Raw genomic sequence first — 26,375 nt, forward strand, 5'->3', positions numbered from 1 at the left:
ACCCGTTGTAGTGTAAGTGATACGGTCCATCGTAGCCGATTTGTTTGTTTCGCTTACTGGTTGGCTAGGATCAACGCCGATATTTACGTCGTCGTTTAAGGATTTCGTACCACGGTCGATTGTAATCGTCGCATTGCTGCCATTCTTACCATCTAAACCGATTTTGCCGTATTCCTTATCCGTACCAGAACCATCTGTACCTTTGTCAATGGTTACAAATTCTTTTGCCTCATCGCCGGTTTTACCATTATTAACCACTACTTTACCATCAGTCGTTACACCCTTACCAGATACGATGGTTTTCGTACCATCCGTTTCATCAGCAGTAGTTACCGATGTAAGGTCTTGTAATTCCTTAGCCAATTTAATGGTTAATGTATCAGAACCATTAGATACAACGCCAATGTTGTTATCCGTTAAATTATCTGGTGTAGTTACTCCACCAACAATTTTCGCTTCTTCGCTCAATTTGCGGCCGAATGTATTCTTCACATTACCGTTTTTGCCATCCGCAGCATCGCCACTAAAGAACAATGGCGTTTCGGCTAAGTTTTTCAAATCGCCTGCATTGACAACGGTAGTCTTATCAATAGCACCCTTACCGGTACCGCCTACTTTATCAAGGTTCTTGATAAAAGTATTGTCACCTTGCGTGCCATCAACGGTTGTACCATCTTTAATGCCGTTACCTGCATCGCCACCGATGCCGGATTTAACATTATCTAATGTCATGGACGTATCCGTGCCAGCCCCTACGCCTGTATTAGGGTTCACCAAGCTAGTTTTTACATTGCTTTGGTCTACTGGATTAGGTGTTACCGCTTGTGCATCTTTATTTGGTTTACCGTCCGTAAGGTCACTGTTACTATACCATTTATTTTCGCTAGGTATGTATGTTTTATCCTTAATCGCTTCATTGGTATAGTACTTGCCATCACCACCGCGAACGAGTTCATTCCCGTCCGCATCCTTATGGGCTAGGATTTTGTCCACATGTACATTGTAAATAGTATGACCATCTTCTTCGGTGTCCGTAACGAATGCTTCGCCTGTGCCAGTTACTTCCGTTTTTGCCGCAGCCGCCACCTGTTTAAGATCCCCTACATTCACTGCATTTTTCAATACAGGGTTGTTAGCATCCGTCATGTTAAGCAATTCGTTAGGCTTAATCGTCTTACCATTATTATCCACTAAACCAGAACCAACGTTCTTGATTTGTGGAGCTACACCAGTATGACTGCCAGTATTATCCAACATAGATACATTGCTAGTTACCTTGTCAGCAGGTACTTCAACAGTCCCTGCTGGAGGCACGCCATTTACCAAGTCAGATGTTTTGTAGAATTTATCACCAATCTTAGTTAATGGGTTACCATCACTATCTACATAGGACATAGGCAAGCCATTTACATCGATGTGGAATGTATGCGTACCAGTTGTGCTGTCATCGATAGCAGATACTTTCGTATTCGCCCCATCAATGATGTTAATGGTATCACCAATCTTAACGGTGGTCGCACCAGATTTAGTTGGTTGCCCAGATGTGTTGAGTTTAAACCCTGTATCAATGATATTTTTCAAATCACCTACGTTAACGGCATTGTTCCAAACATTGCTGTCTTTCAATGCGTCACTAGGATTCTTAATATCATCAATGGTCACAGAAGTTGTACCATTTTTGAAACCAGAACCAACATTGGTAATTTGTTTATTACCACCAGTGATGCCATCTGTAGTGAGGCTAGGTGCATCGGTTTTCACCGCATTGTTATCCCCTACGAAACGAACGCCATTGCCATCTACTTTCATAGTGGACGTTGCATCGCCATCGTCAGTGGCTGTGGTATCGCTGGTGTAAGTAGTGGAATCCAAATCTTTCAGATTCTTCGCCAATTTAACGGTTAACGTATCAGTACCGTCGGAAATAACGCCGATGTTGCCGTCCGTCAATTTGTCCGCAATGGCTTTCTTACGCTGATCTGCCGTTGCACTATCCTGCAAGCCAAGGTCTACGCCGCCAAGGATTTTCATCTGCTGGCTTAACTTGCGGCCAAAGGCATTTTTATCGGCTGTCGTGCCCTTTTCGTTCACACCGTCTGCACTGTCACCGGCAAAGAAGAGTGATGTATCTGCGAGGTTTTTAAGGTCACCAGTAGTCACTACAGCGTTCTTGCTAATAGCATCATTCCCTGTGCCGCCCACTTTATTGAGGTTATCAATAAAGCTGTTGTTCCCCGGTTTGCCGTTGATAGTGCTGCCTGTCGGTGCGCCATTGTTCACTTCGCCGCCGATGGAGGAGCCTACATTGTTCACCGTCGGCGGTGCGGATCCGTCCGTTTTGCTGATTGAGCCGTCCGGATTAACGATACTGATATTCTTCGCATCGCTCGATGTTGCATTCGGTTTTAATGTACCATTATCAAACTGATCATCTTTGTAGAACTTGTCTCCTACCTTAGTCAGCTTATTGCCGTCTTTATCGGTATATACTACGGGCAATCCGTTTACATCAATATGGAATTCATGTACACCAGTGGTTGGATGGGTAATAGCAGAAACGGTTGTATTCTTGCCATCAACCACTTGGATAGTGTCATTCAACTTCACGCCAGCCGGGGCATTTTTATCTGTCACATCCTTAGAGGTAGTTAAGAAGAATCCATCGTCCAAGGTAGCCACTTCATGATTAATGGTAGAATCATTTGGACCCTTCGTGGTGTACGTAATGCGATCCATACCAGCCACGGGGTTATCGGCACCAATTTTCTTTTCACGATCATTGCCTACATTAGCCGTATCCGTAAGAGACTTCGTGCCGCGGTCGATAGTAATGGTCCCATCGGCCCCTTGTTTACCATCTACATGAATGGTACCAAAGTCTTGATCCGTCTCACCAGGTGTAGCACTCCCCTTGCCAAGGCTTACTAAATCCTTGCCACCGTCTTCTCCATTGGTAACTTTAACAGTGCCATCCGTTGTTACACCTTCATTGTTCACTGTTGTCGATACCTTTTTAGTGGTTGTAGGGCCCGCATCACCTGGTGTTACCGTTTCCGTATATACCTGCATGCCACTACTATCCATCATCGTAACAGGCGTTTCTTGACTACCATTAACTTCCTTCGTTTCGCCACGCAATTCTACGGACTTAAAGCTTGGCGTATCAATGGTGCTAATGCTAAACTCACCTGGTTTTTGTACTAATCCGATGTTCTTGCCCGCTTTAAAGGTCATTACCTTGGATGCATCTACAATATAGCCATCCTTTTTCAACTTAGCTATCCTAGCTTGGTAAGCCTCTTCTGTTTCATCCGTTTTTTTATCAGCGTCATACGCCACCGTACCATTAGAGCCGCCTACCGTACCGGCCTTAGCAATCCACCCCAATGTGTCAATATCACCAGCTACAGTAATTTGTCCATCTTCGCTAACCGTAACACTATCACCTAAGGTTTTCTTCAAACTGCCTACCAAATTGCCTAACATTTGGTTCGTCGCAAACAGCTGTGACCCATTGATGGCATCGGTAGAGTTGAGCCCAATTAAACCTGGTGCTACATTTTGAATACGCCGCGTTTCAAATACGGTATATGTTGAATTGGAAGAAGATATACTCTTTTGAATGGTATCCCACACCTTTGCCTTATCTTCCTCTGACAATGTATTATCTGCATAAATAGTGTCACGCGTTGAATCGGCTGCAAAATAACGTGTTTGTTGTTGCTCACCTAATGGAACACCATTTTTCGTAACTTGCACGGTAACATCTACCGGCACCGTAATAAGAGAGCCCACCTTGCTATGATAGTCCTTAATATCTTTAAGGCTATTAAACTGTTGTTCATAAGTAGAGCCTACACTCACTACACCAACGGTGGAATCACCACCAGCGAAATCGCTACGAACCGCTATGGGTGCACCAATTTGGGTGCCATCGTCTTGCCGTTCCAGCATGTAAATGTAGATAAAATCCTTAGTATAATCCCGCAATGCCCCCTTCGTACTGCTAAGGGATTCAGTTAATTCCATTTTTCCCGCACTGCCTACTACATCTACTTGTCCTAGGGATGTAGGACGGATTTTGCGGACATTCAAAATAAAAAAGAATGTGGAGGTAACAGACAATGGCAAAATCATTATTTGAGGAACTGGGCGGCAAATACGAAAGGCAAGGGGATTATTTGATACCGTGCTTAACTGTACCCGCCGAAGAAGAACAGGCAATAGGCATCTGGGGGCAACGGCATTTAGATTATCTAAAACAGTACCGTAAAGTTACATACACCAATCTTCTTACAAGCGGCAGGCTAAACGCCTACCTTGCCGACATCAACAGACAGGCACAGGAACGCTTTGAAAGGCTCATAGAGGGTATGAAACAGGCACAGGGCATAACGGAACAGCTAAAGGCAGAAAACGCCTTAGAATGGACAGGATGCCTCAATAACATAAGGGCTTGTGCGAGGGAGATTGTGGAAAAGGAAATTATTTTTGCATAAACAGATGATTAGTGGCAGGGGGAAATCCTGCCGCTTTTTCTGCTTTAGTTTGTCAGCTTGACAAATAAAGGGTTAAGGAATATAATTAGATTCAGTATTATACAAGGAGTTAATAAATATGCGGCAAGGTATTCTTAAATAAACTGTCAATTTGATAGTGGGAACAAAAAGTAGCAGTCCCGTTTCACTTTTAATATGGGGCTTAGTTTTTTGTACCCAGTTTAAGAATACTTTTATCATGTAATTTTATATGCCCGAAAACATATAAGTGTTTTGGGGCTATTGGAGTTATTTACCCAGTGATAGGAGTATTTATCACTGGGTATTTTTATGCCCTTTTTTGGGTGTTGATAGGAGGAAAATCACATGAAAATAATTAACTTAGGCATTCTGGCTCACGTTGACGCAGGAAAGACAACATTAACGGAAAGTTTATTGTATACCAGTGGTGCAATTGCAGAACCAGGGAGCGTAGATGAAGGCACAACAAGGACAGATACAATGAATTTGGAGCGTCAAAGGGGAATCACTATCCAGACAGCAGTGACATCTTTTCAGTGGGAGGATGTAAAAGTCAACATTATAGATACGCCAGGCCATATGGATTTTTTGGCGGAAGTATACCGTTCTTTATCCGTATTAGACGGAGCAGTATTATTAGTTTCTGCAAAGGATGGCATACAGGCACAGACCCGTATACTGTTTCATGCACTACAGATAATGAAGATTCCGACAATTTTTTTCATCAATAAAATTGACCAAGAGGGGATTGATTTGCCAATGGTATATCGGGAAATGAAAGCAAAGCTTTCTTCGGAAATTATAGTGAAGCAAAAGGTTGGGCAGCATCCCCATATAAATGTAACGGACAATGACGATATGGAACAGTGGGATGCGGTAATTATGGGAAACGATGAACTATTAGAGAAATATATGTCAGGGAAACCGTTTAAAATGTCAGAACTGGAACAGGAAGAAAACAGGAGATTCCAAAACGGAACGTTATTTCCCGTTTATCACGGAAGCGCTAAAAACAATCTGGGGATTCGGCAGCTTATAGAAGTAATTGCCAGTAAATTTTATTCATCAACGCCTGAAGGTCAATCTGAACTATGCGGGCAGGTTTTTAAGATTGAATATTCAGAGAAAAGGCGGCGTTTTGTTTATGTGCGTATATATAGCGGAACATTGCATTTGAGGGATGTTATTAGAATATCTGAAAAAGAGAAAATAAAAATCACAGAGATGTGTGTTCCGACAAACGGTGAATTATATTCATCCGATACAGCCTGCTCTGGTGATATTGTAATTTTACCAAATGATGTTTTGCAGCTAAACAGTATTTTGGGGAACGAAATACTGTTGCCGCAGAGAAAATTTATTGAAAATCCTCTCCCTATGCTCCAAACAACGATTGCAGTAAAGAAATCTGAACAGCGGGAAATATTGCTTGGGGCACTTACAGAAATTTCAGATTGCGACCCTCTTTTAAAATATTATGTGGATACTACAACGCATGAGATTATACTTTCTTTTTTGGGGAATGTGCAGATGGAAGTCATTTGTGCCATCCTTGAGGAAAAATATCATGTGGAGGCAGAAATAAAAGAGCCTACTGTTATATATATGGAAAGACCGCTTAGAAAAGCAGAATATACCATCCACATAGAAGTCCCGCCAAATCCTTTCTGGGCTTCTGTCGGGTTGTCCATAGAGCCGCTCCCTATTGGAAGCGGAGTGCAGTATGAAAGCAGAGTTTCACTTGGATATTTAAATCAATCGTTCCAAAATGCGGTTATGGAGGGGGTTCTTTATGGCTGCGAGCAGGGGCTGTATGGATGGAAAGTGACAGACTGTAAAATCTGTTTTGAATATGGATTGTATTATAGTCCTGTAAGTACCCCCGCAGACTTTCGGCTGCTTTCCCCTATCGTATTGGAGCAGGCTTTAAAAAAAGCAGGGACAGAACTATTAGAGCCATATCTCCACTTTGAAATTTATGCACCGCAGGAATATCTCTCACGGGCGTATCATGATGCTCCAAGGTATTGTGCAGATATTGTAAGTACTCAGATAAAGAATGACGAGGTCATTCTGAAAGGAGAAATCCCTGCTAGATGTATTCAAGAATACAGGAACGATTTAACTTATTTCACAAATGGGCAGGGAGTCTGCTTGACAGAGTTAAAAGGATACCAGCCAGCTATTGGTAAATTTATTTGCCAACCCCGCCGCCCGAATAGCCGTATAGATAAGGTTCGGCATATGTTCCACAAGTTAGCTTAACAGCTTGCAAAAGTCATATAAAATGAGATTTGAAAGGATTAGAGACTAATTATGATGAAATGCGAATGGATATTGTGTCCTGTTTGTGGGAGCAAAACCCGTAATAAAATTAGGAAGGACACTGTTTTGGAGAATTATCCCCTTTATTGTCCAAAATGCAGACAAGAAAGATTGATTAAAGTTGACAACTTGAAGATAACTGTCATCAAAGAGCCAGACGCTTAAGACGCAGAGCCGATGAAATTGTGGAACAATTCACGAATCATCGGCTCTTTTTGTTTCGTATTTGAAAGAACAAACTCACCAAATAAAAAAAACGATATTCGGGTGGGTTATTTTGTTATACCCTAAATTACCCTCTGAATTTGTTTTTAAATTTGGAGGGATTTTTTTATGTCCTTTTTTCGGGCAGTTATCTATCTGCTCATACGAAGCAAAATTTATCAATACATAGCATATCAGAGAACGGCAGGAAACCAGTTAAAAAAATTTCTGCCAGTGCAACGGTACTTCTCACCTTGAAAGTAGAAGTACAATCTCCATACAATAGAATTACTATTTCCTATAACCGTAAAGGTCACAGAGCCTTTGCGGTTTTTCTTTTGTCGATTTTTGTTGGAAAGTGCCGTAGGGCTGTTTCTGATATGCGGTGTCGTTCTCCGCCTCTCCATCTGGATTTTTTACATTTCAAAAATTCAGATGGGAGGTATTTATGGTGAAATATGCACCAAGAAAGGTATATATCAGAGAAAGTGGCGGCTATGTGGAATTATCCTACACGGAGTTCTGCCGTTGCAGGGAATCCGACCAGACCTATATGGACAAGCTGTTTATCCCCATTCAAGGCTGTCTGCTTGAAGTCGTGAGGGAGCAATACACAGACTTCTACCGTGACAAGGAACGGTGGCGTTATAGATATGGAACGCTCTAAAAACAATTACCATCTCATAGCACCACCAAAGTACACCTACAAGAAAGAGATTAACCGCATGGTAGCCGAAGCGGGGTGCAGGACAAGGAAAGACAGCGTGATGATGGTGGAAACGCTCATCACAGCTTCACCAGAATTTATGAACCAGTTACCGCCCGAAGAACAAAAAGCGTATTTCCAGACGGCTCTTGACTTCATTTCGGAGCGTGTTGGAAAGCAGAATATCCTCTCCGCTGTCGTCCATATGGACGAGAGAACGCCCCATATGCACCTCTGCTTTGTGCCGATTACGCCAGACAATAAGCTGTCAGCGAAAGCTATCTTAGGCAACCAGAAATCATTATCCGAGTGGCAGACCGCCTACCATGAGCGGATGTCCTCACGGTGGAATCAGCTTGAACGGGGGCAGTCCTCAATGGAAACCAAGCGGAAACACGTCCCCACATGGCTCTATAAATTAGGCGGCAGGCTTGATAAACAGTATGAAGAAATCGTGTCTGCCCTATCCGACATCAACGCCTTTAACGCAGGGAAGAAAAGGGATAAAGCGTTAGATTTACTCTCTGCATGGCTGCCAGACGTGGAGAAATTCTCTAAGGAAATCGGGAAACAGCAGGCGTATATCGACAGTTTGAAAGAGAGAATTGGGCAGGAATCAGACTATGCGGGGCGTATGCGTGATGAAAAGTACGAGCAGGAACTAAAGGTGCAGAAAGCGAATCAGAAGATATTTGAATTGCAGAGAACCAACGAGCAGATGGGGCGGCTGCTGTCAAAAATACCGCCCGAAGTGTTGGAAGAATTGCAGAAAAATCATAGAAGCAGAGCGAAAGAAAGGTAGATATGAGAATGAAGAAACAGGATTTTAAGGTGTTAAAGACCAAAGACTTGTACCCGTTCCCCGACAATCCGTTTCATGTGGCAGAAGATGAAACACTGTCAGAGTTAGCGGAAAGCATCAAGGAATTTGGCATTGTCACGCCGATAATCACACGCCCGAAAGAGGACGGGGACGGTTATGAAGTGATTGCAGGACAGCGGCGTGTCCGTGCTTCTGAACTTGCAGGGATAAATACCGTGCCTGCGTTTGTCCTGCCCTTAGACCGTGACCGAGCCATCATCACCCTTGTAGACAGCAATTTGCAGCGTGAGAATATCCTGCCATCGGAGCGGGCGTTTGCTTACAAGATGAAATCCGAAGCCATGAAGCGGCAGGGTTTCCGCACAGACTTAACCTCGTCACAAGTTGTGACGAAGTTGCGGACGGACGACAAGGTGGCACAGGGCTTCGGCGTGGGCAGGATGACCGTGCAGCGTTTTATCCGCCTGACGGAACTGATACCGCCGATTTTGCAGATGGTGGACGAGGGGAAAATCGCCCTCACGCCTGCGGTGGAACTGTCCTTCTTGAAGAAAGACGAGCAGGAAAACCTCTTTGCCACGATGGAGAGCGAAGAAGCAACGCCCTCACTCTCACAGGCACAGCGGATGAAACAGTTAAGCCAGAGCGGGCGGCTTGACATGGATACGATATTTGCGATTATGACGGAGGAAAAGGGCAACCAGAAAGAAACCTTGAAAATCAACACAAGCAAGCTGAAAAAATACTTTCCGAAGAACACAACGCCGAAGCAGATGGAGGAAACCATCATCAAACTTTTGGAGCGTGAGTTGCAGAGGAAACGCAACCGTGACAGCCGCTAATCTTCTTTTTTCGGGAAGTAAATACAGAGAGTTGAGGTATGGAGAATGAGAGAAATCCAGTATGAAATCGTAAAGGAAATCGCAGTATTGTCTACGGGCGACAGTGGCTACACAAAGGAAATCAATCTCATTTCATGGAATGGGAAAGAGCCGAAGTATGACATCCGCAGCTTTTCCCCGAACCGTGAAAAGTGCGGCAAGGGAATCACGCTGAACGCTGATGAAGCGGCGGCACTCCTTAAAGCATTACAGAAAGAATTAAACAGCGAGGATTAATGGTATCTGATTGGCAGGGCGGGGACATTTCCAAACTCTTCCCTGCCCTGTCTGGAAAGGAAGATTTAAGTATGGGCGAGGATAAGAAAGCAGATAAAAAGAGAAAGCGTATCGTGCCAAAAGCACCAGTGCAGATGATAATCAGCCGTGAATATGTCGGCACACAGACCGTTACAGAAGCGTTTGTCCCGATTATCTCCGAGGATATTCGGAAGAAGATTGCCGAGGGCGACACCTTCGACAATGAGGGGCTGTCCGCTTAGAATGTACGCAATGGGACATGAAAACAGATAGGACAGATACGGAGGTTTTACAGTATGGCAGGAATCAAAGAAGAAAAGAAAATCTATTTAGTCGGCATTTATTGCCGCTTATCTAAAGACGATGGTACGGATAACGAGAGTGCGAGCATTGCGACACAGAAATCCATCCTCACGGATTATGTGAAAAAGCAGGGATGGCACATAGCAAAAACGTATGTGGACGATGGTTATTCTGGTACAAATTTCCAAAGACCAAGTTTCCAGAATATGATAAAAGACATTGAAAGCGGTCTGATAAACTGCGTGATTACGAAAGATTTATCCCGTCTGGGGAGAAACTATCTTGATTGTGGGTTATATCTGGAAGTTTTCTTCCCAGAGCATAACGTGAGGTATATAGCGGTCAATGACGGCGTAGATACCTTGAATAAATCTGCTATGGACATCACGCCTTTCCGCAACATTTTAAACGAAATGTATGCCGCTGACATATCTGTTAAGATAAAATCGGCATATCGGGCGAGGTTTCAACAGGGGAAATTCATGGGAACTACCGCCCCTTATGGCTATATCAAAGACCCTGCCGACCACAACCATCTGCTGATAGATGATAAAGTGGCACATGTTGTAAAAGAGATATTCGACCTTGCATTAAAAGGGAATGGAGTTGCCAAAATTTGCAGACATCTTAATAAACAGCATATCCTACGCCCTGCCGCTTATGCGGCGGAGCGTGGCGAAATAGGCTTTGAACGTCATTTTGAGGGGAACGAGGACAAACGCTATATTTGGAGTGGGAACAGCGTGAGGAGCATTTTAAGAAGCCCGATATATGCGGGAAATCTTGTAGGCTACAAACGGATTGCCGCCAATATGAAAAGCAAGAAACGCCCCTCTAAGCTGCCCGAAGAATGGGAAGTGATACCCAATACCCATGAGGGAATAGTCACGCAGGAGGAATTTGATATTGTCCAACAGCTTATTACAAGTCGTAGGCTTCCACAGAACAAGGGAGGATTTGTAAATATTTTTGCAGGCGTTATCAAGTGTGTGGACTGCGGATGTGCTCTGCGGGCAATGAACGTACACAGGAGGAAACGCCCAGAGATTATCGACTGTGTACAGTATTCATGTAATAATTATGCAAGAAACGGAAGAAGCGAGTGTAGTGCCCACAATATAGAAGCAAGGGATTTATTCAATGCCGTTCTTGCCGACATCAACTGTTTTGCGGATATGGCAGTGAATGATGAAAAGGCGGTCAGGGCCATAGAAAAGCGGCTCACGGAAACAGACCAGAGCAGGGCGAAAGCATTAGAGAAAGAACGTAAGAAGCTGAACAAACGCCTTGCGGAACTGGACAGGCTGTTTTCCTCTCTCTACGAGGATAAGGTCATGGAGCGTATTACCGAGCGGAATTTTGAGATGATGTCGGGGAAATACCAGAAAGAGCAGCTTGAAATTGAAGCAAGGCTGAAAGAGGTGACGGAAACTCTTAATGAAAGCTACGAGAAATCACGGGGAATCCGTGACTTCCTCGCCCTTATCCGAAATTATCAAGGCTTAAAAGAACTGGATGCAACAGTTATAAACGCACTCATAGACAAGATACTTGTTTCGGAGCGTGAGAAGATGGCAGACGGAACAGTGAAGCAGGAAATCAAGATTTACTATAAATTCATCGGCTTTGTCGATGAATTACATATCATACCTACAAAACGGTGGGCAGCAATGCCCGCTAAAAATTGTACGGTGTGCGGCGTTGAATATGTCCCGGGCTCTGGTGCATCAAGGTATTGTCCTGCTTGTGCCAAGAAGATACGGAGGGAGAAATCAAACGAGAGCAAACGCAGGAGCAGAGAACAGAAAAGGATAGCATGTATGAACTGTCCGCAAAAAATGACCGACTGAGCGAGAGCGTTTGGAATCCTTTACATAGCCCGCATGATCACCTAAGAATACGGATCCTGCCGTATTATTCTCTTGGTCATTTTGGTCTGCCGCTTTAATATTAATATTATTACCGAGGCCTACGACGCGGTCATTAGCAATGCTACCGCTACTACCGATCAGGATCGAGTTATTGCCTGCGATATTGCCATAACTACCAATGAGGGTGGAATCGTGACCACTAACTGAATTATAAGTAATACTATTGGAATCTGTACTGCTTTGTGTTCCAAAACCCAAAGCTAAGGAATTAGTGCCAGTTACTTGGCTAAACGCCCCTAAGGCTACGGCATTGCCCGCTTGTACATTGGTATGCGAGCCGATTGCCATACTATTATCAAAGGATGTGTCTATTGTCCCTACGTGGGCCTTACCACCCATAGCCATCGAATTGGTACCATTTGCCAAAGTTTGACCGCCATAGGCGATGGCATCACTGGAAATCGCCTTCGCATAGTCACCTACTGCCATAGAGCGATCCCCTTGTGCCAAGATTTGACGCCCTACACCTAGGGCACCATTACCATCGACGAAGGAATACTTTGTCAAGTACGTCTTACGAAAGTCCTTTTTGGCAGTCGCTAATCTTTCTTCGGCAGCTTTCACGGCACTTTCCAATGTTGCCGTATCGCCGTTATTGGCCCCCGCCTGTAACGCTTCCTTAGCATCGTACAAGGTTTCTTCCATGTCCATGATTTTTCTCATGTCTCTAGCGTATTGGGACTTATCCTTTTCGGAAAGATCTGCCGTCATTTCCCCGGTTGCCAAACCAATGGCACTGTTCCCACGCACCTGGGTATAGGTACCAATGCCTAAGGCATTCTTACCTTCTACGATAAATCCCCCTGGATCACTGCTACCAGCACCATAGTTATTGTACTTAGGTAAAGATCCACCTTTTTCATATTTATAGTTACCTTTTCGCCCACTACTAGTTTTCGTATATGGTTTATCGCCATTAATATCATTACTAAGCACCTGTTTCAATACTTTATATTCTGGTGGCAACTCCCAATCACGACCATAATAGTCATCTCTTACATCTTCACCATTTTTAAAGCGAGAGCCATCTTCAAATTCATAGCCACTGCCTTAAGCGATAGCAATACTGCCATCGCTTAAGGACTGTACGCCACTACCAATGGCTACGCTATTACTGCCCATGGCACGGGAATAGGTACCAATAATACTCGAACGATTACCATAGGCCACATTATAGGCACCTACAATAACACTATTCCCCCCTGGGTCCTCTTCGCTATACTTAGTTTTAGATTTTGTCGTTAAGACTCCACCCTTCACCAAGTCAGGATCTGGCACCCCAACGATATTGCGACGCCCAATGGACACGCCAGAGTAACCAAATACACTCGTAGAGGTACCAATACCAATGGAGTCATTCCCTTGCGCTATATTATAAGAACCTTTATTCGTGGTTGACTGATTCCCTAATGCAATACTTCTATTGCCACTAGCCACGGTTTTAGTACCAATAGCAATGTATCCATTGCTATTATCCACCGGATAATTCGTACCCTTCTTCGGCGTTAGGTCACCTGCATGAGCATCTGCACCAATGGCAATGCTATTACTTTGTACGGCTTTACTCTGGTCACCCATCGCTATGATTCCCGTTGGGTTCTTATCACCCATAGAAGTAATTGGACTTATGTTCCCACCTACTGCATAAGTTGCTACTATCGTTTCATCCTTTGTATCCGGATCCGTTTTAACAAGTTTAATGGTACCCGTTGTTTTATCATATTTAACAGATACCAGCTCATCCGTTGAAGCCCCTTCTGCCCAGCTACTAGGGACGGCCGCGGCAGACCATACGGAAATACACATCAATGCCACCATAGCTGCACGAGATATAGACATAGTCACAGGATTGCCATCTTCATCGCTCTTATTAACACCACCCCTGACGCGCATCCACAGGCGGCGCAACCAGTTAGTATCACCAGCGGTAGTCACGGTAGTCTTGCACTTGCCACCGTGACTTTTTGCTAATTCCGACACTACTTCATATCTATGTTTATTCTTATTGTATATGACTTTATATATCTTGTTCATCCTATTACCCCCTCCCCATTAATTATATGCATTAATCAAGGATATCTCATTGCAATTACTAATACTAGTATAACTCGCTTCACTCATAACTCTTGTATCATCAGCAAGGCGGCAACGCACACCGTCCACATCAGACACTTGCGCGCCGCGTCGTACCTTCATAGTGTGTATTAACTCCATTTCACTGTCACCTATATTCTTCCTTACTAAACTACTTAATTTATATCTATACACTATAGCGTTACTTAACGCCTTATAACCATAAGATAATTCGGTATGAGCCATCGACAAACTATCACCTTGCCGATGCGGACAAACAACATCTAGCAATGCTGTCTCAAGTCAGGTGTTTCATGTGTTATAACTCCAAACGTTTTCTCTCTTTATTGTACCTATAGATACACCTCTTTGTATATGTTTCTTTGGTTTGCACCAATCAAATTTCAATCTTAGTATATCCCTCAACCCCTTTAATCATGCGAACTATACCCTACCATTTCAACATACTATTTTATTATATATTAATCCCCTATGCAATATCAATAACGATTATTAAGATTGAAATTTATATTCTATAGGTTAACTTTTTCAAGTCTCTTAACAAGACAGACTTACTGCTGTTTTTCTCGCTAACGATACACCCTGTTACGAAATGTACATAACAACAAAACAGCCCACGTATATCGGGAAACGCCATTCACTAGACCCGGCTTCAAAGCACTATCATAGATATCTTTTTCCTAAAGAATGAGAAAAGCCCCGTACACAGGTTAAACAATGTCATTTCATAGATCTGACTTGTCATACCTATATACGGAGCTTTTATTTATTGCCGAAGGTGTTGGCCAAGGAGCCCCCTCCGGGGCCCCACACCACTAGGCTCAATACATATATCGCTACCGATTAGTTAGCACCGAGGATAGCTTTCATATCAGCTTCCGGTGTAGTAATCGGGTGCAACTGGAATTTTTCAACAAGGATGTTGAGAACGTTGGAGGAGAAGAACTTCGGCAAGGTTGGTCCGATGTAAATGTTGCGGATACCCAATGCCAACAAGGTGAGGAGTACGCAAACAGCTTTCTGTTCGTACCAGGAAAGTACGAGGGTAAGCGGCAAGTCGTTAACATCGCAATCAAATGCTTTTGCCAAAGCTACGGCTACCTGGATAGCGGAGTAGGAGTCGTTACACTGACCCATGTCGAGCATACGCGGAATGCCGCCGATTTCGCCGAGGTCAAGGTCGTTGAAACGATATTTACCGCAAGCCAAGGTGAGGACTACCGTATCCTTCGGAGTCTGTTTTACGAATTCGGTGTAGTAGTTACGGCCTACCTTAGCACCGTCGCAACCGCCAACGAGGAAGAAGTGTTTAATAGCGCCGGCTTTAACAGCGTCGATAACTTTGTCGGCAATGCCAAGAACCGTACCATGACCGAAACCGGTCGTTACTTCGTGACCACCGTTGATACCGGTGAAGTGCTGTGCTTCTTTGTAGCCGCCGAGTTCGATAGCTTTTTCGATAACAGCGCTGAAATCTTTCGTGCCGTCTTCGTTAGCCGTTACGTGAGCTACATCCGGGAAGCCTACCATATCCGTAGTGAATACGTTGCTCTTGTAGGAAGCTCTTGGCGGCATCAAGCAGTTCGTCGTGAAGAGGAATGCGCCCGGTACGTTATCGAATTCGTTCTGCTGGTTCTGCCATGCAGTACCGAAGTTGCCTTTTAAGTGGGAGTATTTTTTAAGTTCCGGATATGCGTGGCACGGTAACATTTCACCGTGAGTATAGATGTCTACGCCTTTGCCTTCGGACTGTTCGAGTAACATTTTAAGGTCGTGCAAGTCGTGACCGGTTACTACGATGAACGGGCCGGGCTGTACGGTGAGAGATACCTTAGTCGGTTCCGGCGTACCATAGCTTTCCGTATTGGCTTTGTCAAGAAGAGCCATGCATTTGAGGTTGACTTCGCCGAATTCCATGAGAAGACCAAGCCATTCTTCAGCGCTGTGATCCTTAGCGAATTCAACGAGACCTTTTACGAACCAAGCGTCAACGTCCGGATCGTTGTAGGAAAGAACCGCTGCATGCCATGCATAAGCGGCCATACCGCGCATGCCGAGAAGCAAGGTGGAGCGCAAGGAAATGATATCTTCGTCGCCAACCCAAAGTGCTTCCCAATCGAAATCAGCAGCACTCGGATCGATAGCATTGCGAGCAGCTTCTACGCGATTGATGAATTCCTGTACGCGTTCTTCGTCAAAGTTAACGTTCGTTACGCACATGAACAGGCCTTGTTTTAATAATGCATATTCGGCTGCCGTTGCACCTTTCGCATCGCAAGCGCGTGCCAAACCGATCAAAGCCGCTGTCAATTCATCCTGCTTGTTAGCTACCGGTGCCGTTTTACCGCATACACCCTGAACCTTACAACCGCCCGGATTTGCCGACTGTTCACACTGGAAACAGAACATACTCATGAGAAACCTCCTTCTTCGGGACTCTCCCGAAACACTGTATATGAATTACAATTTACATAACTGCCACATCTTGGGTTTTCGTTACTTCGTCGTTTGTGACTATGCTTAAAGTATATTATAATGGTGGTATAAAATCTGTATCCGGGGCAACACTTTTACAGCCAACATAGAGTTTTTTTGATATACTTATACATATAATCATCCGTTGTTACTTAATAGGAGGTATGCGCATGACCACAGCTGTCACTGAACTACTCATTCAAAAATATATGCCTATCCTGCGCGAATCACCGTTGTTTCGCCAGCTTAGCGACGAAGAGCTGCATTTATTTCTGAACAACACCTCCTTATATATAGAGTCATATAAAAAGCAAAGCTTCATCGCCCTTACCGGCGAACCCATGGAGGGCATCGGCATCTTGCTCAGCGGCCACGCTCACTTGACGCGGGAAAACGTCATGGGGCAACGCACGATTATGACCGAATTGCACCCGTCGGATATGTTCGGCGAAGCCTTGCTCTTTACGGACAAACCTAACTGGCCGGCCACCATTCAAACCACCAAGGCCAGCGAAGTATTGTTCCTTCCCCTCAAAGCTTTCACCGGATCCTTTAAGGGTTGTGAAAGCTGTCAGCTGCAAATCGTCACTAACTTATTACATGACATGTCAGAGAAAGCATTGCAACTGACACGGAAGGTACATTATCTCAGTCTTAAAGGGATGCGCGAAAAAATCTTCGCCTACTTTATGGATATTTACAACAAGCAACACAGCACCACCTTGCAATTACCTCACAATCGTCAAGAAATGGCAGATGTCCTCAATGTATCGCGCACTGCACTGAGTCGCGAGTTAGGGCGATTGCAGGATGAAGGCATCATTCGCCTGGACGGCAAAACGGTGTCGCTGCTCAATCTGGATGATATTGCAGAGTTTGGTTTTTAATTTCTAATAGGCCCGTTGTTACGGGCTTTTCTTTTTTTCTCTAATTTGTAATTCAAATTTGAATTTGATATAATGAACGTACAAAGTATGCGGCGAGTCTGTTCTCGCCCTGTTCCGCAATAAGGAGGTCATATCCGTGATTACCTATGTACGCACTCACAAAGTGCCAACGCTTATCGGCGTCGTTATTCTCGCCATTATAGTGGGCATTCTCTACTATGTGTGGCGCCCGACCACAGGCCCGCTCACCTTGTACGGCAATGTGGATCAACGACAAGTATCGCTAAGCTTTAATGCCAGCGAACGTATTGCTTCCATGAATGTAGAGGAAGGTGCCCGCGTCAAGAAGGGCGATGTCTTGGCACAACTCGCCACCGAACCGTTGCAATTATCCATTGCTCAAACCAAGGCACAAATTGCTCAGCAGGAAGCTATCGTAACAAAGCTGCACAATGGCTCTCGTCCGGAAGAAATTAACGAAGCCGCTGCTACGGTATCCAATGCTACCGCCACCGCAGAAAATGCCCGCGTCACTTACGAACGGTTGCGTCAACTTCGCGAAAGCGGTGCCATCAGTCAACAGGAACTGGATAATGCCGAAGCGCGTTACAATGAAGCGGTCGCTAATGTAAACCGCACCGAAGCGTCGCACCAGTTAGCCGTAGCCGGACCACGCAGCGAAGATATTGCTGCGGCAGAAGCACAGCTTGCGGCACTGAAGGAACAATTAAAGATAGCGGAATACAAACTTAGCCAAGCTACCTTGATTGCTCCGGAAAACGGCACCATCCGCAATCGTCTCATGCAACCCGGCGACATGGCCGCACCGAACAAACCCGTATACTTGCTCAGCTTGGATACGACTAAATGGGTACGCGCGTACGTAAACGAAAAGGATTTGGGTCGCATTTACGAAGGCATGCCGGCCACCGTCACCATCGACAGCTTGCCCGGTCAAACCTTATCCGGCACGGTTGGATTTATTTCCGGCACCGCCGAGTTTACGCCAAAGCAGGTGCAAACCACAGAGCTTCGCACGGATTTGGTGTACGAAGTACGCATCAATGTAGAGGATCCCAACAATGTGCTGCGCCTAGGCATGCCGGCTACCGTTACTTTCGATAACAAATAACAGACTTCATATGCACAGCACCACTTCGTTCCCATTACAGGTCACTGCTCTTCTATTGAAATATTTCTGGTAAGGAGGCCCTTATGTCAGTCAGTGAAATGCCGCTCGTCACGGTACAAGAACTTCATAAATGCTTTCCCCATCCGGTAACGGGCGACACCGTTGTAGCCTTAGAAGCGCTAAACATTACTGTCGCGCCCGGCGAATTGGTGGCCCTCATCGGGCCGGACGGAGCCGGTAAGACAACGTGTATGCGCATTCTCTGCGGTCTCCTTCGTGCCGACGGCGGCCATGCCGTTATCGATGGCATCGACGTGTCCGCCGATCCGCAAGCCGTACAAAATCGCGTCGGCTACATGCCGCAGAAATTCGGTTTATACGAAGATTTATCCGTACAAGAAAATCTAAATTTATACGCGGACCTGCACGCATTGCCTGACGATGTGCGCGAGCAGCGCTTTCAACGGCTTCTCGCCATGACCGGCTTGGATCCCTTCACGGATCGACCGGCAGGCAAATTATCCGGCGGGATGAAGCAAAAGTTAGGCTTGGCCTGCACATTATTAAGTGCGCCAAAGCTGATTATTCTCGATGAACCGACGGTCGGCGTAGATCCGTTATCGCGCCGTGAGCTGTGGGATATTCTGCAACAGCTGGCACACGACGATAACCTTTCCATTCTTGTCAGCACCGCCTATATGGATGAAGCCTCGCTTTGTCATAAGGTATATATTCTTCACGAAGGAAAGCTCCTCGCCCAAGGATCACCGGAGGCGATTACAAAAAAAGCCGACGGCGCTTGTTATCTCGTAACACCACCGCCTCATGTGCCGGCCCGCTTATTGCAGGCGGCCCTCATTGACGATGCGCCGCACGTTATTGACGCAGTTCCTCAAGGTGGGGCCGTGCGTTTTATCAGCCGCACCTCCGATGTAAGCCAGCTGGCAGTGTATGCCCATTTCCCCGATTTGGTGCCGCAAGCCACACCGCCTACACTGGAGGATGCATTCATGATGATACTGAAAGAGCACAGTCAGCCGCAAGCAGAAGCATCCCATTTTGTCATTGATTATACTTCGACAGCGTCCTCCGAGGATGCTCCGGTCGATGTAGAAGTAAAGGATGTGATGCGTAAATTCGGTGACTTCATCGCTGTCAATCACGTATCCTTTTCCGTTCATCGCGGTGAAATTTTCGGACTGCTGGGGCCAAACGGAGCCGGTAAGTCTACCACCTTTCGCATGTTGTGCGGTCTCCTGCCGGCCAGCTCCGGAGCACTGTCCGTTCTCGGCTACGATTTGCGGCGTGCCCGTGCCAAGGCTCGTGCCGGACTCGGTTATGTGGCGCAAAAGTTTTCTTTGTACGGTACCTTGACGGTAGAAGAAAATTTGGAATTCTTTGCCGGGGCCTATGGTTTATCGCCTCATGCGGCTAAGGAACGCATTGAAGAAATTCTTCATCAGTTTGATCTTGATACCCATCGCTATGAACCGGCCGGTGAACTACCCGGCGGTTATAAGCAGCGTCTCTCCATGGCCGCCGCTTTACTACATAAACCGGGACTGCTCTTTCTCGATGAACCGACCAGTGGTATCGATCCCTTGGCACGCCGCATCTTTTGGCGTCAAATTACGGCGCTGGCCGCAGCCGGTACTACGGTTATCATTACCACCCACTTTATGGAAGAAGCGGAGTATTGCGACCGCATCCTCATCCAGGACCGCGGCTGCATGGTAGCCTTAGGTACACCGGCAGAGATTCGCCGACGCGCCGGCAATCCACCGTCCATGAACGAAGCGTTCATCAACATTGTCGAACAGAAACGAAACAATCCGGTAACGACTGCTGCCAACAATAGGGCAACACCACCGAAAGGAGGTTCTTCTTCATGAGCTTTCGTCGCCTACGGGCCTTAATCTATAAAGAATGCTTACAGCTTACCCGCGACCCCAGCAGCTTTTTCATCGGTCTCGTCATTCCGGCGCTGTTGATTTTCCTCATCGGCTTCGGTATGTCTATGGATGTGACGCACATTCCTACCGCTGTAGTGCTGGAGGACAGTTCGCCTACGGCGCGCTCGGTTGTCAGCTTCATGAATGAATCTCCGTATTTTTCACCGCGCTATGTTACCTCCATGCAGGAAGCTAAAGAGCTAATGGATGAACGACGGGCCGAAGCCATCCTTCGCATTCCCGGCGATTTCTCCGCTCGGCTCAGCGAGGGACGCGGCAAAGTGCAGCTCATTACCTACGGTGTGGATACTACGATTGCCAACGCCACCACTACGTATGTGCAAAACGGTATCGCCCGCTGGCAGCAATCGTATCTGTCGGGCACTGCCATTAACGGAGCACCGGCCATAGCCGGCGCATCTTCGTCAGCAACGCTCTCCGCAACGCCGCCCATCGTACCTGGCTCTGTTACCGTCGATTCTCGTCAATGGTTTAACGATGCCAACACCAGTACGTGGATGTTTATTCCCGGTTTGATCGTCATCGTTATGACCTTGGTCGGCGTATTCCTAACAGCCCTTGTCATGGCCCGCGAATGGGAACGAGGCACATTGGAATCACTTTTCGTAACGCCCATGCATGCATCGGAGATTGTCTTTGCCAAAATTATTCCTTACTTCGGCGTAGCCATGATCGGCTTTTTCATTTGCCTGTTATCGGCGCGTTACGTATACGAAGTTCCCATCGAAGGATCTATCTTCCTTATCCTTTTCGCTTCCGTAGAGTACGTGCTCGTTGCCATCGGCATGGGGCTGACTATTTCTTCGGTGCTGAAGAATCAATTTCTTTCCTGTCAGTTGGCTCTATTGGTCAGTCTATTGCCTACCATTATGCTTAGCGGCTTCATCTTTGACTTGCGCAGCGTGCCCACGGCGGTAAATGTCATCAGCCATCTCATGCCGGCTACGTACTATATGGATTTACTGAAATCCCTGTTCCTCGCCGGTAACAATCCGGTCATCATTTACAAAAACTGTGCTATCCTTGCCGGCTATGCATCCCTCTTTATCGGCTTATCATTACTGGTAACGCGCAAGCGGCTGGATTAATTTCTATCCGCAAGCACGGCTTTACATACTCGTATCTCTTACCATATTTTTAATGTAATCATATCTTATTCTACGAAAGAGGCCACACTTATGACGTCATTATCGACTACGTTTTACAAATTATTGTGCGTCATTCGCAAGGAACTCTTGGTGACGCTGAAGGATCCTAAAATCCGTTTCATTCTTCTCCTGCCCGTTATCGTACAGGGCATGCTGTTCGGCTACACGGCCAGTTTTAACCTAGACCGAGTTCCTTACGCACTGTTAGACCAAAGCCACAGCAGCTATTCAGCAGATTTTATCGCTCGTCTGGAAGGATCCGGCATTTTTCAGCGCGTCTTCACCTTGAGCTCTACTGCGCAAATCGCCCCGGCCATCGACTCCGGTGACGTCATTGCCGTCGTAACGGTAAACCAAGACTTTGCCAATCAGATTACCGCCGGTACGGCCGCACCGGTACAGGTCATCACCGACGGGCGCAACCCAACCACCTCGGGCATTGCCGCCGGATATATTTCATCTATAGCCTCTGCGTATTCCACAGAGCTTCGCGGTACTCCGCCGGCGATAGAAGTAGTCAATCGCACGTGGTACAATCCCAATCTGATTACCCGTTGGATGTTCCTTCCGTCCTTGATTCCCATGCTGGCTCTGACGCAGGTTATGATGCTGGCCGGTTTGTCGGTAGCCCGCGAACGCGAGCAAGGTACCTTCGATCAGTTGTTGGTTACGCCGCTGCAACCCTATGAAATTCTTATTGCCAAAGCGATTCCGCCGATGATCATCGGCACCATCCAAGCTACCTTGGTATTGCTGCTGACAATTTTCTGGTTCGGCATTACGCCGGTAGGCTCTATCGGCACACTGTATTTAACTATTTTTATCTTCTTGCTCAGCTCTGTCGGTGTCGGTCTGTCCGTATCGGCCATCTCCGATTCTATGCAGCAGGTCATGGTGTATTGCTTTGTTATCCTGCTCCCCATGCTACTATTATCCGGTTTGTCCACGCCGATTCAAAACATGCCGGAAGTATTGCAGTACGCCACCTATATCAATCCTATGCGCTTTGCCGTCGAGTCGGTGCGCCGCATTTATCTGGAAGGGGCCGGCCTTAATTTAATTGCCATCAACTATATTCCTATGTTGATCGTCGCCTCCATTACCCTGCCCTTGGCAGCTACGCTGTTCCGTAAAAAATTATCGTAAAACTGTATCGAGGTGTCCATGAATATAAACGAAACACAATTACAAACAAGTATCCCTCCGGAAGCCGCCAATGCATCGGTACAAAAAAAGCGCGCCTCCGCCGGACAAACACGAATACCAAAGACGCCAGCGGCCAACGGTCGCGAAGACGGACAAGCTACCAAAGCCCGCATCATCGATCACGCCGGTCGTCTCTTTGCCATCCAAGGCTATGATAAAACGACCAGCAAAGAAATCTGCACGGCTGCCCAGGTTAACAGCGCTGCCGTTAATTACCATTTCGGCAGTCGCGAAGCATTATACGAAGCCGTACTCGGCGAGGTACAGCATTATTTGATGGATTTGGCTATCCTTCGAGATATTGCGGATAGCGATGCTCCACCGGATAAACGTCTGTTATCCATTGTAGATTTTTTTCTCGCGCAAACGCTCAGCGACAGCGACTGGCACATCAAACTTTGGATTCGCGAAGTCTTATCCCCGTCACCGATGATGCATCGCGTCATCACTTCGTCGGCACTGCCAAAGTTTTCTCTCATCGGCAGCTTACTCAGCGATTACCTTGGCTATGATATGGCGGATCCGCGATTGTACGGCTGTTACATCAGCTTGCTGTCGCCGTTTGCGCTGACTGCCATCATGCAACATTCGCCGCTATTGGCCCATGCTCCCATCTCTATGAGCCGCGATACATATACAACCATGCTGCGCAATAATTTCATTTGCCAGCTTAACGCGTTTAAACATCGAGCCGACGAGGAGCAATCATAAAGTAAATCCCTATACCACGCCGGACTATGCAACATAAGATAAAACATAAAAACTCCCTCAAAATAAGACATAAAAAAACTCCCTCCAGTTACGAAGAAGCGCAAACTGATGTAAGCGTTCATCGTAAACCGGAGGGAGTATTTTATTATTACAGCCGCAGCATGTATTACCACCACAGCATCTATCACAATCACAGCATGATTACAACCACGGCGACAAATCGAATTCTTCGCCGATAGTGACTTTCACATGAGCCCGTCCCAAATACAAGCCCAAGAGGGTCAATGTCATTTTGGAAATCGGCGTGGTATCGTATACTTCGGCAAGGTTTACCAATACCGGCGAAATGCGTTCCATAATTTCCAAACTTTCCCGTCCCGTAAAAGCTGTCGGCTTGCTCTTGGCCAATGCCAATAGGCGCTGCTGAATGTCACCGTCACTGATATGTGCTAAGCGGAAGAAGCGCTGTGCCAAACCTTCATCTACTAAGGTGAGCTTGTACATAGAAGAATTAATGCTGCGCGCAATAAAGCGTTCGTCCAAGCGTTCACCGTCCAATGCCATGCTCAGCTCATCCCGAGTAAAGCCGCGGTATTTAAAAATCAGCGGATAGGAATTACTGAAGATAGCTGCGAGGCTAACCCGATCGGCAGCCTGTGCGCTACAGTGCAAGTATTCCAGTTGACGATGCATGGATTCGTCCCGCGGTACATCCGACACAAAGGGTTCGATATATTTTTCCACATAGTGGCGCAGGTTATCCATGCTATAGTTATTGGAGTTACGCGAGTACTGCAATAAAAGTGCCAAGGCCATAACCTGGAAATGACCTAAGTGAAGATGCGGTAAAATGCGAAGCGCATCAAAGGCCAACAAGTAAAGCGTGCTTGATTTCGGTTGCTGCACTACATCGCCGAAGGCTTCGATGGCTGTTTCGTACATCCACGGTGTAGGCGTTGCCACATAGGCTTTTTGCATACACATCAACGCTTCCTGTACGACAATATTTTCCAGAAGAGCCTTTACTTCTGCTTCACCGGTAATTCCCAATCGCTGCAGGGCATCGGCGGTAATGGCACGAACGCCTTCTTTAGCAGAGTCACCAAGCATCCCGAAGGATTGCATAAAGTGATGCACCGCCCAGTCTACCGCATCACCGGCAGCCGGTACATCACTGTGGGAGGCCGTCCGTTTTGCCGCCGGAGTCGTTTCTGCCGTAACTACCGGCAAGATACGCGTCGCATCGTCAGCCACTTCCGAAGCTTCCATGGTCCGCACATTAATCGGCGCAATAGGTCGCGTCATATCCGTATCGACCGGAGCCGTCGGCGTTTGTGTATGTGTCGCACCGTCTGTGTCTGCCAGGTGACGGGTCAATTCTTCCCGCGAACCGATAACTACAGTAGCATCCGTATTTACGGAGGAATTCGGCACTGTCTGTTCTGCGGCCCTATGACCCTTCACCGTATGACGGCGAGCCTGTGCGTCTGCTTCGTCATTCTTTACCTTGCTATGCTTACGCTGCTCCGCTTGCTTGCGACGCCATTCCCGTTCTTCTACCTTGGCAGCTGCCTGTTCACTGTGATGACGTGCATGCGTATCTCGGTGCGATGCCGGCATAATCTGCGTGGCTTCCATAGCTTCCTGCGTCGGTGCCTCGGCGTTGGTTTTCGCTGCTTCGCCGTTACGACGAGTCGCCGTATCCTCTGCGGTTACATTGCGCGTACGATATTGCGTACCGCCGTGCTCCGCTCGTTTTCGTTCGTAATAATCCGCATTCGCCACCGTCTCGCGAGCAGCAGGCCGTTTTACTGTCGGCTCATCCTTATCGCGGAATACTAAGTAACATACAAAGAAAAAAACAATCACTACAGCCAATACTACTAAATATGGTATATAGGCAGTCATGAAGTAACCCTCCTACCTGATTCTCAATCTATGATGAAAGCGTTATATTCTACCTGCTATGTTAGCACATATACCCCATATCGCCAATGGGGAGTTAGCGTATTCAACAAAAATCTCACAGAATACATCTGTCATAGTATACTCTCCTATCAATCTAAGCATGACTCGTCGTAGGGCTACCCAACGGTTACCTATCCATGCATGCGATGTTTCTGTGAGAAGGTATAAAAAAAGCGAGCCATCTTCCGAAGAAAATGGCTCGCTTGGTTTGGTGGACGATGACAGGATCGAACTGCCGACATCCTGCTTGTAAGGCAGGCGCTCTCCCAGCTGAGCTAATCGTCCATGCTGGTGACCCGTGGGGGAATCGAACCCCCGATACCGCCGTGAAAGGGCGGTGTCTTAACCGCTTGACCAACGGGCCACAATGGCTCCCCGAGTAGGACTCGAACCTACGACCGATCGGTTAACAGCCGATTGCTCTACCGACTGAGCTATCGAGGAATGGTACGTCAATTATTATATGATACTGCGCTGATAAATGCAAGCCCTTTTTTATAAATTACTTTATATTTTTTTACTTCTTCTAACAAAATGCTTCTCGGCCCGCTTTTAGCGGCGCATACGACGCTCGGTTTAATTGTTCCGGACTTACGGTCGTATGCGCGGTATCCTTATTGAGCACCTATATGTATCCTATATCAATGGCAAGCTTACCGACTGGCATACCGATTCTTACCGGAATTTTTAGCATGTGACGCATGATACCTACCGCTCGACGCAATGCTTCGTCACCGGCTTGATGACCGAAGATATCGTTAACCTGTTTAAAAGTATCCAGATCCAAAAAGAGTAACGCTCCGCAATCATTATTGTGTTCCAATTCTTGA

Annotated in this window: 22 protein-coding genes and 3 tRNA genes; 15 read left to right on the plus strand and 10 right to left on the minus strand. The window is 46.4% G+C overall.

Annotated features, from left to right (window positions below):
- Positions 1-4,029 (minus strand): hypothetical protein (locus tag G344_RS0102925; RefSeq protein WP_169718809.1); only part of this gene is annotated, 4,029 nt, incomplete at its 3' end.
- Between the two features lie 95 nt (positions 4,030-4,124).
- Here G344_RS0102925 and G344_RS0102930 point away from each other — a divergent pair.
- The 9 genes from G344_RS0102930 (at position 4,125) to G344_RS0102960 (ending at position 11,870) form a co-directional block, all read left to right on the plus strand.
- On the plus strand, positions 4,125-4,499 hold the full coding sequence (locus G344_RS0102930) for a TnpV protein (RefSeq protein WP_001129922.1): 375 nt from the start codon (positions 4,125-4,127) through the stop codon (positions 4,497-4,499).
- Between the two features lie 366 nt (positions 4,500-4,865).
- Positions 4,866-6,785: a tetracycline resistance ribosomal protection protein Tet(O) gene (gene tet(O) / locus G344_RS0102935; RefSeq protein ID WP_028254891.1), complete on the plus strand. Its 1,920-nt coding sequence runs from the start codon at positions 4,866-4,868 to the stop codon at positions 6,783-6,785.
- 54 nt (positions 6,786-6,839) lie between these two features.
- On the plus strand, positions 6,840-7,010 hold the full coding sequence (locus G344_RS11645) for a cysteine-rich KTR domain-containing protein (RefSeq protein WP_004614788.1): 171 nt from the start codon (positions 6,840-6,842) through the stop codon (positions 7,008-7,010).
- A 487-nt stretch (positions 7,011-7,497) separates the two neighbouring features.
- Entirely contained in the window at positions 7,498-7,716 is a 219-nt protein-coding gene (locus G344_RS10545) for a hypothetical protein (RefSeq protein WP_478201882.1), read from the plus strand.
- Positions 7,703-8,557: a MobV family relaxase gene (gene mobV / locus G344_RS10550; protein WP_478201884.1), complete on the plus strand. Its 855-nt coding sequence runs from the start codon at positions 7,703-7,705 to the stop codon at positions 8,555-8,557. The genes G344_RS10545 and mobV overlap by 14 nt, the downstream gene beginning before the upstream one ends.
- A gap of 8 nt (positions 8,558-8,565) precedes the next feature.
- Positions 8,566-9,420: a ParB/RepB/Spo0J family partition protein gene (locus G344_RS0102945; protein ID WP_000743700.1), complete on the plus strand. Its 855-nt coding sequence runs from the start codon at positions 8,566-8,568 to the stop codon at positions 9,418-9,420.
- A gap of 45 nt (positions 9,421-9,465) precedes the next feature.
- A complete protein-coding gene (locus tag G344_RS0102950; RefSeq protein ID WP_001206986.1) occupies positions 9,466-9,696 on the plus strand; it encodes a YdbC family protein in 231 nt (76 codons plus the stop codon).
- Positions 9,696-9,959, plus strand: a complete 264-nt coding sequence (locus G344_RS0102955) for a hypothetical protein (protein WP_000253176.1) — start codon at positions 9,696-9,698, stop codon at positions 9,957-9,959. The genes G344_RS0102950 and G344_RS0102955 overlap by 1 nt, the downstream gene beginning before the upstream one ends.
- Before the next feature lie 54 nt (positions 9,960-10,013).
- A complete protein-coding gene (locus G344_RS0102960; protein WP_028254892.1) occupies positions 10,014-11,870 on the plus strand; it encodes a recombinase family protein in 1,857 nt (618 codons plus the stop codon).
- On the opposite strand, the gene G344_RS0102965 is transcribed toward G344_RS0102960, so the two are convergent.
- From G344_RS0102965 to hcp, 4 genes are all read right to left on the minus strand, one after another.
- The gene (locus G344_RS0102965; protein WP_338116615.1) at positions 11,793-12,887 is read right to left on the minus strand and encodes a hypothetical protein; all 1,095 of its coding nucleotides are present in this window, start codon (positions 12,885-12,887) and stop codon (positions 11,793-11,795) included. The genes G344_RS0102960 and G344_RS0102965 overlap by 78 nt on opposite strands.
- Positions 12,888-13,001: 114 nt before the next feature.
- Positions 13,002-13,985, minus strand: coding sequence for an ESPR-type extended signal peptide-containing protein (locus G344_RS12105; protein WP_028254894.1), 984 nt, complete (start codon positions 13,983-13,985; stop codon positions 13,002-13,004).
- A gap of 18 nt (positions 13,986-14,003) precedes the next feature.
- Positions 14,004-14,165 carry a hypothetical protein gene (locus G344_RS12320; RefSeq protein WP_211219545.1) on the minus strand — a complete coding sequence of 54 codons (162 nt, stop codon included), beginning with the start codon at positions 14,163-14,165 and terminating at the stop codon, positions 14,004-14,006.
- Between the two features lie 723 nt (positions 14,166-14,888).
- Positions 14,889-16,460, minus strand: a complete 1,572-nt coding sequence (gene hcp / locus G344_RS0102980; RefSeq protein ID WP_028254896.1) for a hydroxylamine reductase — start codon at positions 16,458-16,460, stop codon at positions 14,889-14,891.
- Between the two features lie 230 nt (positions 16,461-16,690).
- On the opposite strand from hcp, the gene G344_RS0102985 reads away from it, so the two are divergent.
- From G344_RS0102985 to G344_RS10560, 6 genes are all read left to right on the plus strand, one after another.
- Positions 16,691-17,407, plus strand: coding sequence for a Crp/Fnr family transcriptional regulator (locus tag G344_RS0102985; RefSeq protein ID WP_028254897.1), 717 nt, complete (start codon positions 16,691-16,693; stop codon positions 17,405-17,407).
- Between the two features lie 136 nt (positions 17,408-17,543).
- Complete coding sequence (locus tag G344_RS0102990) at positions 17,544-18,539, plus strand: HlyD family secretion protein (protein ID WP_244869481.1); 996 nt, start codon at positions 17,544-17,546, stop codon at positions 18,537-18,539.
- Between the two features lie 83 nt (positions 18,540-18,622).
- Positions 18,623-20,431, plus strand: a complete 1,809-nt coding sequence (locus tag G344_RS10555) for an ATP-binding cassette domain-containing protein (protein WP_051245697.1) — start codon at positions 18,623-18,625, stop codon at positions 20,429-20,431.
- Positions 20,428-21,600: an ABC transporter permease gene (locus G344_RS0103000; RefSeq protein WP_028254899.1), complete on the plus strand. Its 1,173-nt coding sequence runs from the start codon at positions 20,428-20,430 to the stop codon at positions 21,598-21,600. The genes G344_RS10555 and G344_RS0103000 overlap by 4 nt, the downstream gene beginning before the upstream one ends.
- A gap of 90 nt (positions 21,601-21,690) precedes the next feature.
- Complete coding sequence (locus tag G344_RS0103005) at positions 21,691-22,806, plus strand: ABC transporter permease (protein ID WP_028254900.1); 1,116 nt, start codon at positions 21,691-21,693, stop codon at positions 22,804-22,806.
- An 18-nt stretch (positions 22,807-22,824) separates the two neighbouring features.
- The gene (locus tag G344_RS10560; RefSeq protein WP_051245699.1) at positions 22,825-23,577 is read left to right on the plus strand and encodes a TetR/AcrR family transcriptional regulator; all 753 of its coding nucleotides are present in this window, start codon (positions 22,825-22,827) and stop codon (positions 23,575-23,577) included.
- 201 nt (positions 23,578-23,778) lie between these two features.
- On the opposite strand, the gene G344_RS0103015 is transcribed toward G344_RS10560, so the two are convergent.
- The 5 genes from G344_RS0103015 to G344_RS11660 form a co-directional block, all read right to left on the minus strand.
- Entirely contained in the window at positions 23,779-25,485 is a 1,707-nt protein-coding gene (locus G344_RS0103015; protein ID WP_028254901.1) for an LPO_1073/Vpar_1526 family protein, read from the minus strand.
- 269 nt (positions 25,486-25,754) lie between these two features.
- Positions 25,755-25,830, minus strand: a tRNA-Val gene (locus tag G344_RS0103020).
- A 4-nt stretch (positions 25,831-25,834) separates the two neighbouring features.
- Positions 25,835-25,909 (minus strand) — tRNA-Glu (locus G344_RS0103025).
- Between the two features lie 4 nt (positions 25,910-25,913).
- A tRNA-Asn gene (locus G344_RS0103030) sits at positions 25,914-25,989 on the minus strand.
- A 181-nt stretch (positions 25,990-26,170) separates the two neighbouring features.
- Positions 26,171-26,332 carry a GGDEF domain-containing protein gene (locus G344_RS11660; protein WP_244869482.1) on the minus strand — a complete coding sequence of 54 codons (162 nt, stop codon included), beginning with the start codon at positions 26,330-26,332 and terminating at the stop codon, positions 26,171-26,173.
- Positions 26,333-26,375 lie beyond the last annotated feature (43 nt).

Origin of the sequence: Veillonella magna DSM 19857 (assembly GCF_000428745.1) — a bacterium.
Lineage (GTDB): Bacteria > Bacillota > Negativicutes > Veillonellales > Veillonellaceae > Veillonella_A > Veillonella_A magna.

Coding starts and splice junctions, on each gene's coding strand:
- mobV (WP_478201884.1), top strand. CDS start 7,703: ATGGAACGCTCTAAAAACAATTACCATCTCATAGCACCACCAAAGTAC.
- hcp (WP_028254896.1), bottom strand. CDS start 16,460: ATGAGTATGTTCTGTTTCCAGTGTGAACAGTCGGCAAATCCGGGCGGT.
- G344_RS0102950 (WP_001206986.1), top strand. CDS start 9,466: ATGAGAGAAATCCAGTATGAAATCGTAAAGGAAATCGCAGTATTGTCT.
- G344_RS0103000 (WP_028254899.1), top strand. CDS start 20,428: ATGAGCTTTCGTCGCCTACGGGCCTTAATCTATAAAGAATGCTTACAG.
- G344_RS11645 (WP_004614788.1), top strand. CDS start 6,840: ATGAAATGCGAATGGATATTGTGTCCTGTTTGTGGGAGCAAAACCCGT.
- G344_RS10555 (WP_051245697.1), top strand. CDS start 18,623: ATGTCAGTCAGTGAAATGCCGCTCGTCACGGTACAAGAACTTCATAAA.
- G344_RS0102930 (WP_001129922.1), top strand. CDS start 4,125: ATGGCAAAATCATTATTTGAGGAACTGGGCGGCAAATACGAAAGGCAA.
- G344_RS0102945 (WP_000743700.1), top strand. CDS start 8,566: ATGAAGAAACAGGATTTTAAGGTGTTAAAGACCAAAGACTTGTACCCG.
- G344_RS0103015 (WP_028254901.1), bottom strand. CDS start 25,485: ATGACTGCCTATATACCATATTTAGTAGTATTGGCTGTAGTGATTGTT.
- G344_RS10560 (WP_051245699.1), top strand. CDS start 22,825: ATGAATATAAACGAAACACAATTACAAACAAGTATCCCTCCGGAAGCC.
- G344_RS0102985 (WP_028254897.1), top strand. CDS start 16,691: ATGACCACAGCTGTCACTGAACTACTCATTCAAAAATATATGCCTATC.
- G344_RS0102955 (WP_000253176.1), top strand. CDS start 9,696: ATGGTATCTGATTGGCAGGGCGGGGACATTTCCAAACTCTTCCCTGCC.
- G344_RS12105 (WP_028254894.1), bottom strand. CDS start 13,985: ATGAACAAGATATATAAAGTCATATACAATAAGAATAAACATAGATAT.
- G344_RS12320 (WP_211219545.1), bottom strand. CDS start 14,165: ATGGAGTTAATACACACTATGAAGGTACGACGCGGCGCGCAAGTGTCT.
- G344_RS0103005 (WP_028254900.1), top strand. CDS start 21,691: ATGACGTCATTATCGACTACGTTTTACAAATTATTGTGCGTCATTCGC.
- G344_RS0102960 (WP_028254892.1), top strand. CDS start 10,014: ATGGCAGGAATCAAAGAAGAAAAGAAAATCTATTTAGTCGGCATTTAT.
- G344_RS10545 (WP_478201882.1), top strand. CDS start 7,498: ATGGTGAAATATGCACCAAGAAAGGTATATATCAGAGAAAGTGGCGGC.